The 13,972-nt window shown below is 45.9% G+C and carries 8 protein-coding genes; 4 read left to right on the top strand and 4 right to left on the bottom strand.

Features of this window, described 5'->3' with window-relative positions; genetic code table 11:
* Positions 1–22: 22 nt before the first annotated feature.
* The 3 genes from F7D47_RS08545 to ilvA form a co-directional block, all read right to left on the bottom strand.
* Positions 23–799: an ABC transporter ATP-binding protein gene (locus tag F7D47_RS08545; RefSeq protein ID WP_153086228.1), complete on the bottom strand. Its 777-nt coding sequence runs from the start codon at positions 797–799 to the stop codon at positions 23–25.
* 53 nt (positions 800–852) lie between these two features.
* Positions 853–1,227, bottom strand: coding sequence for a RidA family protein (locus tag F7D47_RS08540; protein WP_006848032.1), 375 nt, complete (start codon positions 1,225–1,227; stop codon positions 853–855).
* An 86-nt stretch (positions 1,228–1,313) separates the two neighbouring features.
* Complete coding sequence (ilvA, locus tag F7D47_RS08535; RefSeq protein WP_022120251.1) at positions 1,314–2,513, bottom strand: threonine ammonia-lyase; 1,200 nt, start codon at positions 2,511–2,513, stop codon at positions 1,314–1,316.
* A 302-nt stretch (positions 2,514–2,815) separates the two neighbouring features.
* Between ilvA and F7D47_RS08530 the strand changes: the two genes are divergently transcribed.
* Both F7D47_RS08530 and F7D47_RS08525 read left to right on the top strand, forming a co-directional pair.
* A complete protein-coding gene (locus F7D47_RS08530) occupies positions 2,816–6,613 on the top strand; it encodes a hybrid sensor histidine kinase/response regulator transcription factor (protein ID WP_153086227.1) in 3,798 nt (1,265 codons plus the stop codon).
* Positions 6,614–7,042: 429 nt separating this feature from the next.
* Positions 7,043–9,004 carry a glycoside hydrolase family 97 protein gene (locus F7D47_RS08525; RefSeq protein ID WP_153086226.1) on the top strand — a complete coding sequence of 654 codons (1,962 nt, stop codon included), beginning with the start codon at positions 7,043–7,045 and terminating at the stop codon, positions 9,002–9,004.
* A 134-nt stretch (positions 9,005–9,138) separates the two neighbouring features.
* On the opposite strand, the gene F7D47_RS08520 is transcribed toward F7D47_RS08525, so the two are convergent.
* A complete protein-coding gene (locus F7D47_RS08520) occupies positions 9,139–9,963 on the bottom strand; it encodes a Cof-type HAD-IIB family hydrolase (RefSeq protein ID WP_153081796.1) in 825 nt (274 codons plus the stop codon).
* Between the two features lie 214 nt (positions 9,964–10,177).
* Here F7D47_RS08520 and F7D47_RS08515 point away from each other — a divergent pair, with 214 nt between their 5' ends.
* Both F7D47_RS08515 and F7D47_RS08510 read left to right on the top strand, forming a co-directional pair.
* Positions 10,178–12,250 (top strand): glycoside hydrolase family 127 protein, encoded by a 2,073-nt coding sequence (locus tag F7D47_RS08515; protein WP_153086225.1) that lies wholly within the window; start codon positions 10,178–10,180, stop codon positions 12,248–12,250.
* 908 nt (positions 12,251–13,158) lie between these two features.
* Positions 13,159–13,920 carry a UpxY family transcription antiterminator gene (locus F7D47_RS08510; RefSeq protein WP_153086224.1) on the top strand — a complete coding sequence of 254 codons (762 nt, stop codon included), beginning with the start codon at positions 13,159–13,161 and terminating at the stop codon, positions 13,918–13,920.
* Positions 13,921–13,972 lie beyond the last annotated feature (52 nt).

Below are 13,972 nucleotides of genomic sequence, written 5' to 3'. Positions count from 1 at the left end.
AGAAAAAATCAATTACGAAAACTCATTTGATTTCGATGCGGAGGGAATCCTGGTTGAATCGGATGCCGTCACGATTGATGAATCTGGATAAGGAACCATCGGCAGCCAACTCTTTAGAAGTGCCGATAGAGAAACGGCTTTCTTCCATCAGCCAGAGACGGTCGGAGAGCTGGAGCGCCAACTCTACATCATGGGTTGACAGTAATATGGATTTATGCTGTTCGTGCGCCAGACGGCGGAGCATCTGTAGGGTTTCTATCTTGCTGGGGAAATCTAGGAAGGCGGTTGGCTCGTCCAGGATGATGATGCGGGTTTGCTGCGCCAAGGCTTTGGCTATCATTACCTTCTGACGCTCACCATCGCTCAGTTCGCTGATGTTTCTCTGGGCAAGATGCTGAATGCCCGTTTCCTGAAGAGCAGAAGCAACAATCTGCTTGTCGGCAGCAGATAATGTGCCCCAGAAACCGGTATAGGGAGAACGGCCTATGCCAACAATCTCTTCTGCTGAGAGCTGGGCATGGTCTGTCTTCGATGTGAGAACGATGCTGATTTCTCTGGCGAGTTCCTGGGCAGAGAAATCGGAAAGAGATTTGTCCTGAATCAGGATTTCGCCATCAAGTGCTGGCTGAAATCCGGCTAAAGTTCTGAGTAAGGTAGATTTGCCCACTCCGTTGGCTCCGATGAGACAGGTCAGTTCACCGGCTTGGAGCGAGGCATGAACAGGTGAGGCTATCGCCCGGAGCTGGTGCTTCAAACGATAGCCTATAATCAGATTCTTTAATGTAATGCTTGATACCATCTAAAGAATATTTTCACCTAGAAACTTTACTTCCTGATAGAAAAAAGGAAGAATTACTTGGCTGCCAAAACCTCAACCTCTACGAGGGCGCCCTTTGGCAACTTCTCTACAGCTACGGCAGAACGGGCTGGATATGGCTGGCTGAAGAACTCGGCATAAACCTCGTTCATGGCTGCGAAATCGTCCATGCTGTTCAGATAAACTGTAGTCTTAACTACATGAGAAAGGTCTGTTCCGGCTGCCTTCAGGATGTTCTGGGCGTTGGTGAGGCTCTGGCGAGTCTGCTCCTTGATGCCGCCTTCTACGAAATTGCCTGTTGCAGGGTCGATAGGAATCTGACCTGATGCAAAAACAAAACCATTTACTTCGATAGCCTGGCTATATGGACCGATAGCTGCAGGCGCATTGTCTGTGTGAATTGCGTTCATAATCTTCAATTTATAATTTACAATTTATAATTTAACACTTAACACTTAATACTAAACATTGAACACTAACCATTCAACATTAAATATTATACTATCCAGAGATGGAATCCCTTTGATTCCAAAGCCTCCTTGATTTCTTTTACGTGTTCCTCGTCGCGAGTCTCCATGGTGAGGCGGAGCACGCAGGCATTCACCTTGTTGCGGTTGGCAGAACGGTCGTGGTGAACACCGGTGATGTTGCCCCCCAATCCGGCGATGACAGAGCAGACCTCTACCAATTCGCCCGGTTTGTCATCCAGTTCCATCTCGATGGTGCAGAGACGGCCGCTCTTGGCAAGACCACGGGTGATGACGCGGTTCAGAATGGTTACGTCGATGTTACCGCCGCTTACCACGCAGATGGTTTTCTTGCCCTTCACCGGAACCTTGTTGTACATTACTGCTGCCACGCTGGCCGCACCGGCACCTTCGGCTACCATCTTCTCACTCTCTATGAGTTTCAGGATGGCTGCACAGATCTCATCCTCGCTCACGGTTACGATTTCGTCTACATAGTTGGAGCAAGTCTCAAAGGTAATCTTGCCCGGTTCCTTTACGGCAATACCATCGGCTACGGTCGCTACAGAAGGCAACTTCTCCTGTTTATGATCGTGCAGACTCTGTACCATACTTGCTGCTCCTTCTGCCTGAACGCCATATACCTTGACGTTAGGATTCAGCGACTTGATGGCAAAGGCTACACCAGAGATAAGTCCGCCGCCACCTACAGGAACGACGACAGCTTCTACATCTGGCAACTGGTCGAGAATCTCCAGACCGATGGTGCCCTGCCCGGCGATGACATTCTCATCATCGAAAGGATGAACGAAGGTGTAGCCATGCTCATCTCTCAGTTCCAGCGCCTTCTGGTAGGCATCATCGTAAACGCCAGGTACCAGACAGACTTCAGCACCCAGTCGCTTGGTTGCTTCTACCTTAGAGATAGGAGCACCTTCTGGCAGACAGATGAGGCTCTTGACGCCCATGGCTGTAGCTCCCAGCGCTACACCCTGTGCATGGTTGCCCGCAGAACAGGCTATCACACCCTTCGCCTTTTCTTCATCGGTGAGTTGTGAAATCTTATAGTAAGCACCGCGAATCTTGAACGAACCGGTCTTCTGCAGGCACTCTGGTTTCAAATAAACATCACTCTCTGGGTTGATTCTTGGCGTGTGAACCAGCTCAGTCTTTCTTATTACCTTGCTCAGCACGAAGCGAGCCTTATAGAAATTGTCAAGTTGTAACATAACTGCTGATATGTGTATAGTTTATTTCGTGCAAAGTTACGATTATTTGAAGAAAATACAAAATAATTCGGTTTAATTTTTGTTTATTCGATAATATTGCTTATCTTTGCATAAGATAAGCTGCACTCGGCAATTTGAAAGCAAGCTTTCATTGCGCTCATTTGCATTATCTTTGCATAAGATAAGCTGCACTCGGCAATTTGAAAGCAAGCTTTCATTGCGCTCATTTGCATTATCTTTGCGACATATTGGTCTGATGAAGGGCAATATGAACTTTATATAAATCAACAAAAGAACCCATCATGAAGAAAGCCGTCATTACCATACTCGCAGCGATGTTCTGCCTGTTGGCTGCCATTTATTGCTTGAACCCTGGCAGAAGAACCACCCTCAAGGTGCTGCAGGAAAAAGGTAAGCAGACTGTGAGAGACATGATGCTCTCTTCGCAGAGCGTTACGTCTATCGCCACTGACAGACGGGAACTGATGTGGATCGGTACATCGGCAGGACTTAATGTATATGATGGGAAAAGTTATATACAGTTTGGTTATGATGTGAAAGATACTGCCGCCTTGCCCGATGATTATATCAACGTGCTTCATCTTGACCGCAAGGGCAGAATGTGGGTAGGAACGCAGAACGGACTTGCCCGGTATGTTGGGGCTTACCGCTTTCATCGTGTAGCTCTTCCCGCTCATCATGACAACATCATCGCCATAGAAGATTCTCCTGAGAAACACGATTCCCTGGCGATATTGGTGAGCGATGGCAATCAGACTTACCGCATCGGCGGTGATGAAAAGATAACGCCTTCCTCTCATTCTATCCAGCCCAACAATCTGCAGGCTCCTCTGCCTGCCGATCTTTCCATCCTTCGTAAACCGGCGGAAGTGGTAACGGCTACATTCTGCGATTTGGGCGGCAATCTGTGGGTAGGTTACCGCAACGCCGGTGTACAGATTATTTCGCAAAACCGTATCGCTTATAAAAAAGCAAATGCCAATGCCTTATCTGATAAAACCAAGGGCATCTCTATTCTCACGATGGCTACTGTGGGCAGACATGTGCTGGCTGGTACAGCCCTTCGTGTTTTTGCTTATGATGAGAAGAATAGCCGGTTGGAACAGACGTTGTTTAGGGATTTATTCGATTCTTTGCCAAAGCCCCGTCAGATCAACCTGAATAATATGGTGGGCTATGATGATGAACATCTCTGGCTGGTGAGTGAACAGCAGGTGTTGTCTTGCCGTATTAACAACGAACGTATCGAAGTGCTCGCAAAATCACCTTTGTTCAAGTCGGGCTTGGGACTGGGATTGAAGGTGGAAAATCATCTGTATGTGAGTAGTGGGAAGGGATGCCTTTTGCGTTTCGAATTTGGCAAACCGCAACCGGAACTCATCCGTATTCCAAGACCATATTTTGATCATGAAACCAAACTGGCAAAACTGAACGATGGGAATATTCTGCTCTTTATGAGGGGCATGCATCTGGCGGTTCTATCTCCTGATACCGGAAAGATACGAGAGATGAAAGTAACAGATAGGCCTCGGGAGGGCAGTCTGGATCCGGCTTTTGCGAAACAGGATTCGTATGGAAATGTCTGGTTGGGAACCCAACGGGATGGTCTTTATTTAATGAATAAGGAAAAAACGCGCATGCACCGTGTCAATATCCTGAATGATGTACATATTCAGGCTCTGGTTGAAGATACAAAGCGCCAGGTTTGGGTGACTACGATACGTGATGTGTTCTTTGAAAACTTTGAGAGCAAACAGTTTCTGATGAACAGTCTCCTGTCAGCCAGCCAGGATCAGGACGACTGGCAGTATTTCAGCAACTCTGCCTGTATTTCACCTTCGGGCGATGTAGTACTGGGCAGTTCTGATGGTTGCAAGTTCATGCCGCCTGAGGCTATGCAGACCAACTTTCTGCGCACTCAAGCCGGTATTCATGCCAGCGAGATGCTGTCGGTTTATGGTGTAGAAGTGACGAAGAATAATGGCAAGGTGCTTGCCGTTACCGATGAGGTGGCTCATCTGCACAGCTATACTTTTGCTCACGATGAGAACGATCTGAAGTTCAATTTCTATTATCCCAACTTCAGCCGTCGCTCGGCATTGATGTGCCAGTACAAGTTGGAAGGTTATGATAGAGACTGGCAGGTTCCTACATATGGTCGCGAGGCCCGTTATGCCCATCTTCCGGCTGGAACGTATACATTCCGTCTGCGCCTCATATCATCTCCCGACAAGCCGGCTTTGGCTGAGCGCAAGGTAGAGATTAGGATTATGCACGCTCCCTGGTGGTCATCAGCAGCATGGCTGCTCTATTTCAGCATCGTTCTTGGTATTCTCTTTTATCTCAACACGTTCTATCTCAGGGCTCGCACCAATCATCTTCTGCTTTTGCAGGAGCAGCGCGAACTGGAACGCGAAAAGCAGGCTAAGGAGATGAATATGCGATTCTTCGCCAACATAGCTCACGAATTCCGCAATCCGCTTACCATCATAGCCGGACCGCTGATGTCGCTGAATGCTGATAAGGCATTGCCAGAGTCGGTACACCGCATCCTGACTCATGTTTGTATGAGTGTGAACAGAATGTTGAGGCTGATAGACCAGATGCTCGACTTCAACCAGCTGGAGACCGATGAACTGCGCCTGAGAGTTTCGGAAGTGGATGCTGCTGAAGAGTTGCGCCAGCAGGTGGCTTCTTTTAAAGAATCTGCCAGAGTGAAAGGCATCAAACTGGAACTGACTATAAAGAATGGCAACTACCATGTATGGCTGGATTGTGACAAACTGGAAAAAATCATGAGCAATCTTTTCACCAATGCCCTCAAGTATACGGCTCCGGGTGGCATCATCTGCATCCAGGCTTCGGCAGATGAAGAGAGGTTGGAGGTTTCGGTCTTCAATAGTGGGCAGCCGATGGAAGAAGATAAGATGCAGAATGTTTTCAAGCGCTATTACCAGCTGTCTGATTCTCAGAATTCCCATCAGTATGGCTGGGGTACCGGAATCGGTCTCTATTATGTGAAGCGCCTGGTAGAACTTCATCATGGAGAGATTTATGTGAAAAATATTGCTGCGGTCAGCGAGACTTCTTCTGAGGCTTCGCTAAGGAATGGTGTGGAGTTCTGTTTCAGTCTTCCTACCGATAAGTCTATATATAATAAGGTGGAGATTGTTGCTCAGGAGAAGCGTGTGATGCTGATTCCATTGGAAGTGAATAACGAAGAGGGAAGAGCTCTTGAAGTGAAGAGTGAAGAGGGAAGAGTGAAGAATTCTCTTGCTGGAAAGGATGATTCTGCTGGAAATCCTTCTCCTTCCGGTAAGAATCTGCCTAGAATCCTGATTGTAGATGATGATGTGGATGTAGCTGATTACCTCCACCATCTCTTCGCACCTGATTACGAAGTGGTGAACCGCTATTCTGCCGAAGAGGCTTTGGCTGATTTGGAAGAGGTGAAGCCAGATATCATCCTGAGCGATATTATCATGGGAAAAATGTCGGGATTTGAATTCTGTAAGGTGCTGAAGGGGAATCTTTCGTTCAGTCATATCCCGGTAATCCTGATTACAGCAATGGCGAGCATGCACAACCAGATTGATGGCTTGAAACTGGGGGCTGTGGCTTATATCACCAAACCTTTTGATCCGGCTTATCTGAAAGCGCTCGTCAAGTCGCAGTTGCAGAACATGCAGACGCTCCGTCAGCGTCTCGGCGAGAGTACGAAGACTGATTCGTTGGCAGAAAACGTAGCTGATACGCTTTCTCCGCAGGATAGAAAGTTTATGGATGAGGTATATGAAATGATGGAGAAGCTCTTGGCTCAGCAAGACCTGAATGTGAACAGCATGTGCCGCGACATGTTCATCAGTCCGTCGAAGTTTAATTATAAGATTAAAGAACTTACTGGCGAGACACCTGGCATCTTCTTCCGTAAATACAAACTCAACAAGGCAGCTCAGATGCTGCATGATGGTCAGTATAGCATTTCAGAGGTAGCTGTGTTGACTGGTTTCAGTACTGCAGCTCATTTCTCTGTTGCTTTCAAGAAGCAGTTCGGTGTTTCACCGAGTGACTACCAGTAGATTCATTTTCATGAAACCTAGTCCCGCCAAGTAAGTTCAGTGGCTTCCGCATATGAAATGGATTGCCTAATATCATCTAATCTCCCCGTATCATATTATGGGGATATCATCTTCTACTTGATGCAAAACGCTGTATTAAATACTTTTCGCCGCAAAGATAAGTTTTTTATCGTTTCCTGGCATTCGATTTTCTATAAATCGTATTCGAAAACCTTTAAATGCAACATATAATAATATATTTTCTACCTTTTAGGGGGCAATATTTCTTTGTTTTGTGTTACATTTTCTTTGGCTTTTGTTCCATTTTCATGATTCGTGAACAAATTATCACAAAGAGATGCAGTCATTCTTCTCTTTTTTTTGTAATTTTGCCGGTGGAATTAAGCATAAAAACATAGTAACAAATAAACTAATTACTTTTATCTGGAAATGAAGAAAAATGTTTTAGCAGTAGCGCTGGCATTGATGGCAAGCATCGGTGCATATGCAGAGAAGAATACTGTCAGTTCTCCTGATGGTAAGTTGAATGTCGTGGTAGAAGACCGCGGTGGCAAACTCTATTATTCCATCGACTATGCTGGCAAGCGAATGATGGAGGAATCACAGCTCGGACTCCTTGCCAATGTAGGCGATTTCAGTCAGGGCTTGACCTATCAGGGCAAGAATGAGATAAAGGTGGAGAAGAGCTATGACCTCCGCACCGCCAAGTTTTCGCATGTAGATTATCATGCCAACCAGCTCAACGTGACATACATCAACGGTAAGAAGCAGCCAATGACGGTTACTTTCAATGTAAGCAACAACGATGTGGCTTTCCGTTATACTTTTGATCAACTGAAGGCTCAGCATCTCATCGTAAACGAGGAGAAGACTGCCTTCAATCTTCCTAAGGTAACCACCACTTACCTTTGTCCACAGTCGGATCCGCTCATCGGTTTTGCCCGAACCAAACCAAGTTATGAAGAAGATTATAAGGTGGATCAGCCTCTTACAGCCAAGTCGGGTTATGGTCATGGCTATACCTTCCCATGCCTCTTCAAGGTAGGCGGCGATGGCTGGGTTTTGGTCAGCGAGACCGGTACTCACGGCAACTATCCGGGTTGTCACATCAGCGATTATGATGCTGCAAAGGGTTATCAGGTAGCCTTCCCTATGGAGAAGGAGGCTGATGGCATCGGTTCTACATCGGCAGCTTTCATTCTTCCGGGTTCCACTCCTTGGCGCACCATCACCGTGGGTTCTGATTTGAAGCCTCTGGTAGAGACCACCATTCCATACGATGTAGTGGAGCCAAGATTCGAGGCTTCCCAGAAATACGGAACAGGCAAGTATACCTGGAGCTGGCTCATCTGGCAGGATGAATCCTGCAACTATAACGACCAGAAGCAGTTCATCGACCTGGCTGCTACCATGGGATATGAATATGTGCTGGTTGATGCGCTCTGGGATACCCAGATTGGTAGAAACAAGATAGCAGAGTTGAGCAAGTATGCGCAGAGCAAGAATGTGAGTCTGATGCTCTGGTATAATTCCAATGGTGTGGCCAACGATGCACCTCAGGGTCCTCGTGGCATCATGGATAACATCGTGGCCCGCAAGAAGGAGATGGCCTGGATGAAGAGCATCGGCATCAAGGGTATCAAGGTAGATTTCTTTGGTGGCGACAAGCAGCATACCATGCAGCAGTATGAAGACATCCTGAGCGATGCCAACGATTATGGCATTCAGGTTATCTTCCATGGTTGCACCCTGCCAAGAGGTTGGGAGCGCATGTATCCTAACTATGTATCGAGCGAGGCTGTACTGGCTTCGGAGAATGTATTCTTCTCTGAGTATCATGCCAAGCAGGAGGCTTTCGAACTGACCATGCATCCATTCTGCCGCAACGCCGTGGCTGCGATGGATTGGGGTGGTACCATCATGAACAAGTATCTCTCTAAGGATAACAAGAGTCGTCATCGCCGTTATACCACCGATGTTTTCGAGATGGCTTCGGCTATCATGAACCAGGCGGCTATCCAGTGCATCGCCATCTATCCGAACAATCTCTCTGAGCTTCCTCAGCACGAGATTGATTTCCTGAAGAGCGTTCCTACTACCTGGGATGAGACCAAGTTCATCGCCGGTTATCCTGGAAAATATGCCGTTGTTGCCCGTCGCCATGGTGATAAATGGTATGTGGCTGGTTTGAACGGAACCGACCAGGTGATGAAGCTCACCCTGAATCTGCCAATGCTTGCCGGCAAGAGCGTTACCTATTATCATGAAACTGCCAGCAAGGACAAGAAGGCTCTCTGGCCTGTTTCTCAGATGAAGACCGTAAAGGTGGATAAGAAGGGAAACCTGAAGGTAGTCATGCAGCCTAAGGGTGGACTGATTGTTGAAAAGTAAAAGGGTAAAAAAGTAAAAAGGTAAAAAAAGCCTAGCGGGGTATAATCTCCCTAGTTTCTTTTTACCTTTTTACTTTTTTACCTTTTTACTTTTAAAAAGCCTTTTTACCTTTTTACTTTTTTACCTTTTTACTTTTAAAAATCCTTTTTACAGAAATGTTCCAAAGCAGCAGCTACGCCATCTTCTTCGTTGGAAAGCGTGATGTAGTCGGCTTCGGCTCTAACCTCTGGTGCTGCATTCTGCATGGCTACACCCATGCCTGACAGTTTCAGCATGCTCAGGTCGTTGTAACCATCTCCGAAAGCAATCATATCGGCTGGGGTGAGATTGATTTTCGACAGAAGGCGGAGCAGGGACTTAGCCTTGTCGATGCCTTTAGGAACCAGTTCCAGGAAGAATGGGGCTGAGCGGAAGATGTCCATCCTGTCGCCCAGAATCTCTGAAAGCTCGTTTTCTGCCTTGAGCATATCTGCCGGGTCGCCTGTCATGAGGAGCTTGGTAGGGTGAGGCTCCAGGGCTTCGAACAGGTTTTCTACCTTTCGGATGTTCATCTTGTTGATACGCGATTCTTCCTTCACATACTGGTCGTCGGGCATCTCGGTGATAATCTCGTTGCCGGCATATCCCAGCAGGGCATGATTCTTCTCCTTCGCGTACCTATATAATATAGGTATCACTTCATCAGGCAGGAACTGGGCGAAGAGTTTTTCGCCAGTCTTGGCATTCACGATGTTGCCGCCATTATAAGATAGGATGTATCCGCCTCGCTTATCCAGTTCCAGACATTCCGCCACCGGTTCGATGCCGTAGGTCGGTCTGCCTGAAGCAAGGATGATAACAACACCCTCGGCTTCTGCCTGGAGCAGCGCTTCGCGGGTTTTCGGGGTAACCACCTTGTCGTGGTTGGTCAGGGTGCCATCCAGATCAAGGGCGATGGCACGGTATGGAAGATGATTCATATTTGATATATTATTGTATTTCTAATTTGACTGCAAAGGTAAGATAAAAAAACGATTGTAACAAAAAAAAGAGTTAAATATGATATAAATATAGGTGTTTGACTGATAATTACCTGCTTTTTATTGTTTATTATACACTATAGTCGGAAAGTTTTCTTATCTTTGCAACCGAAATAACAAACAATAATATAAAATTAATAAAACCTATTTGAAAATGAAGAGATTAATTTCAGCAGTATTGCTTTCGGCAGCCGTAGTTGTGCCAACCATGGCGAAGAATGCAAAGACATTGGGCAATGGTTATCCATTTACTCAAGTACCATTCACCAGTGTGAAAATTTCACAGAATACTTTCTGGGGTGCCCGACTGAAGGCTGCCCGAGAAGTAACCGTGCCATTGGCTTTCAGCAAGTGCGAGAGCGAGCACCGTTACAAGAATTTCGATATGGCTGCCTATACCCTGCAGCATCCTAACCACCCGGGCTTGGATACCAAGGAGTGGGATGTGAGCAAGTTCATGGGATTCTCTTTCGATGATACCGATGTTTATAAGACCATCGAAGGTGCCAGCTACATCCTCCAGACTTATCCGAACAAGAAGTTGAAGGCTTACATCGACAGCGTGCTCGATGTGGTAGCTGCGGCACAGGAGCCAGATGGCTATCTCTATACCGCCCGTACCATCAATCCAAAGCATCCACACCAGTGGTCGGGAAATAAGCGTTGGGTCAAGGACGAGGAGGCGAGCCACGAGCTTTACAACCTCGGTCACATGGTAGATGCAGCCTGCGCTCACTATCAGGCTACGGGTAGCACCAAGTTCCTGAATATCGCCAAGCGTTATGCTGATTGCGTGGTAAAGGAGGTGGGACCTAAACCAGGACAGGCTACCATCGTTCCGGGACATCAGATTGCAGAGATGGCTTTGGCTCGTCTCTATACCTTGACCGGTGAGAAGAAGTATCTGGATGAGGCTAAGTATCTGCTCGACTATCGTGGCAAGACTCATATTCGCAACCCTTATTCTCAGAGTCAGGCTCCTATCCTGGAGCAGAAAGAGGCGGTAGGTCATGCGGTTCGTGCCGGCTATATGTATGCCGGTATTGCCGATGTGGCTGCCCTGACCAAGGATTCTGCCTATATGAAGGTCATCGACCGTATTTTCGAGAACATCGTTGGCAAGAAGTATTACCTTACAGGTGGTGTAGGTGCCCGTCATGCAGGTGAAGCTTTCGGCGAGAACTATGAGTTGCCAAACATGACTGCCTATAATGAAACCTGTGCAGCCATCTCTATGGTTTACCTCTTTGAACGCATGTTCCTCCTTCACGGCGAGAGCAAGTATATCGACTGTATGGAGCGTACCTTATATAATGGTGTCATCTCGGGTATGAGCATGGATGGCGGTCGTTTCTTCTATCCTAACCCATTGTCAAGCGACGGCAAGTATGCCTTCAATGCCGATGGCAACACCACCCGCCAGCCTTGGTTCGGATGTGCCTGCTGCCCAAGTAACCTGAGCCGCTTCATCCCTTCTGTGCCGGGTTATCTCTATGGTGTGAAGGATAACAACATCTATGTAAACCTCTTTGCCGGTAATACATCTACCATCAAGGTGAATGGCAAGGATGTGGTTCTGGAGGAGACTACCGAGTATCCTTGGAACGGCGACATCAAGATTGCTGTGAAGAAGAGCGGTGTGAAGAATGCCAACCTCCTGGTCCGTATACCTGGATGGGTTCGCAACCAGGTAGTACCTAGCGACCTTTACAAGTATAGCGATGCAGAGAAGCCTGCTTACACAGTAACCGTAAACGGCAAGGCTGTAGAGGCTGATCTCGATGCCAACAAGGGTTATCTCCCTGTCAAGAATATCAAGAAGGGCGATGTAATCCGCATCCATTTTGATATGCCTATCCGTACAGTTGTAGCTAACGGTAAGGTGGCTGATGATAAGGGCAAGGTGGCCGTAGAGCGTGGACCATTGGTATATTGCGCTGAGGCTGTGGATAATCAGAACGAGCCAGTGCTCCGTGCCGTCATGGCCAAGAAACCTGCCTTCTCTGTGGTGGATAACTACAGCATTCAGAACACCGAGACCAAGGGTGCTCCAGCCTTCTCTGTCAAGGCCATCAAGGCTGATGCCCAGATTCTGGAAGAGGGTGCCAATGGCGTGTCTGTCAAGAACAATGTGTTGACTCTGATTCCTTACTATGCTTGGAATCATCGTGGAGCCAATCAGATGAACGTCTGGTTCTATCAGAATTTAAGTGTGTTGGATAAATAATTTATGATTAGAAATTGATATTCATCTGCTGTCTGAAATATGGGTGCAAATATACAAAATTTCCTTTATAAGGGGAAAAAATACCAAAAAGTTTCCTCTATAAAGGAAACTTTTATATAAAATCTTTCCTTTATAAGGGAAATATTATGTTTATTCTACTTCGCTCCAATCAATTGTCAGGAAAAGTCAGAGTGTCTACTATTTCAGTTTTATGAAATTGATAGTGTCTACCTTTTTAGTTTATAAAGTAAAAAAGTGTCTACTGAAATCAGTATGTAGTCAACTAAATATAGGAAAACTACAATACCAGCTATGCTCTTCAAGCGGTCCCTCGGGGATCACGTGATGGGGAACTGGTGAACAAGAGACGGGCAACCGTTGCTCACGTGATGGTCAACGAGTGCCCAAACGGATAGCTACAATTTGGGCAATATGTTGTTGACTTTTTCTCCTTATTATATATAGCTGCTTGCAAAGTTAGTACTTTTTCTTGATAATAAGAAGAATTATGAAGTTTTTTAGAAAAATAACATGAAAAATTTTGTGGTTCCGATAATTTATTATATTTTTGCAAATGTATCCCATGCCGATGGCTGTAAGAGGCATTCTAATGTGCTGATTGTGGCGAGTAGGGAAGTGGGACATTCTGTAAATTGGGAATGGCGTTTGCTAAGCGCTTGTTCATGACAAACTGAAACCTGAGAAATTTCAATTCCCTGTCAAGAACATGGCAACTGGTAGATGCCACGTTGTATGATAATATCATTTAGTATATTAATCATATCGGCGTGGGGTCTGTGGTTGCTCGTTCAACGGGGAAGGGCAATCTCAGGGCCTCAGTTTGTGGAACGGGTGACGGGCATGATCCCCGCTTTTTCTTTTTTATAGTCTAACAACATGAGTGCTTCATGCTTAATAAAAACGAATCTGTCTCTTTGAGTAAAGGACAAAGTCCAGGAGAATCTTCTCCTTCCAGTAGTGTTTTGAAAAACATTATGTCTCTCCGTAGTGTACAAAATGGAGTGTCCCCCGACTATGTATCTAAGTCATGTGCTGATAACTCTACAGATTCTATTCTTAATAAAAATAATCCAACCGCCTCTTCTACAGCAAATGTGGAAGAGGCGGTTTGGTTTTTAATGCGTGCTGCTTATGGGAAAGAAAAGAAAGCGAAAGACTTTTTGGAGGCTAAAGGGATTAAAACATTCTTGCCTTTGCAGACACAAACCTATATATATAAAGGTAAGAAGAAACATCGCCAAGTGTCATTGATTCCCAATTTCTTGTTTGTGAAGAGTAGTGAGGAAGAGATGAAGCAGTATATCGGGAAAGGAGAACTTGATTTCTTCCATCATTATTATGTTCCACATAAGGATGACAGAGGGCGGCCTTTAGGCAAGAACGGCATAAAACCCTTGGTTATTCCAACGTGTCAGATGGAAAGTTTTATCAGGTGGAATGAGATTAGTGATGATAATAAACTTTTTGTTGCCGATGATAAAATAAAGTTTGCCAAGAACGATGTCGTAAAGATCGTGGATGGTAAGTTTGCAGGCTTAGAAGGTTATGTATGCCGAATCAAAGGACAGTCAAGAATTGGCATAGTTGTAAATGGGGTGGGTACCATCTTTACAGCCTATATTCCTAAGTGTATGTTGAAAAAAATATAAATGACAGTTTTGCTCTTGTTTGGAATATTAATGAAAATCAAAATAAATTGTA

Origin of the sequence: Segatella copri, from assembly GCF_009494835.1 — a bacterium.
GTDB classification, from domain to species: Bacteria; Bacteroidota; Bacteroidia; order Bacteroidales; family Bacteroidaceae; genus Prevotella; species Prevotella copri_F.
The sequence above is the reverse complement of the archived record's forward strand: the minus strand, read 5'-3'. Positions and strand labels throughout refer to the sequence as shown.

What these genes read in the sequence shown, in the direction of transcription:
- F7D47_RS08510 (WP_153086224.1), top strand. Translation starts at nt 13,159, where the DNA reads ATGCTTAATAAAAACGAATCTGTCTCTTTGAGTAAAGGACAAAGTCCA.
- F7D47_RS08540 (WP_006848032.1), bottom strand. Translation starts at nt 1,227, where the DNA reads ATGAACGCAATTCACACAGACAATGCGCCTGCAGCTATCGGTCCATAT.
- F7D47_RS08545 (WP_153086228.1), bottom strand. Translation starts at nt 799, where the DNA reads ATGGTATCAAGCATTACATTAAAGAATCTGATTATAGGCTATCGTTTG.
- F7D47_RS08515 (WP_153086225.1), top strand. Translation starts at nt 10,178, where the DNA reads ATGAAGAGATTAATTTCAGCAGTATTGCTTTCGGCAGCCGTAGTTGTG.
- ilvA (WP_022120251.1), bottom strand. Translation starts at nt 2,513, where the DNA reads ATGTTACAACTTGACAATTTCTATAAGGCTCGCTTCGTGCTGAGCAAG.
- F7D47_RS08520 (WP_153081796.1), bottom strand. Translation starts at nt 9,963, where the DNA reads ATGAATCATCTTCCATACCGTGCCATCGCCCTTGATCTGGATGGCACC.
- F7D47_RS08525 (WP_153086226.1), top strand. Translation starts at nt 7,043, where the DNA reads ATGAAGAAAAATGTTTTAGCAGTAGCGCTGGCATTGATGGCAAGCATC.
- F7D47_RS08530 (WP_153086227.1), top strand. Translation starts at nt 2,816, where the DNA reads ATGAAGAAAGCCGTCATTACCATACTCGCAGCGATGTTCTGCCTGTTG.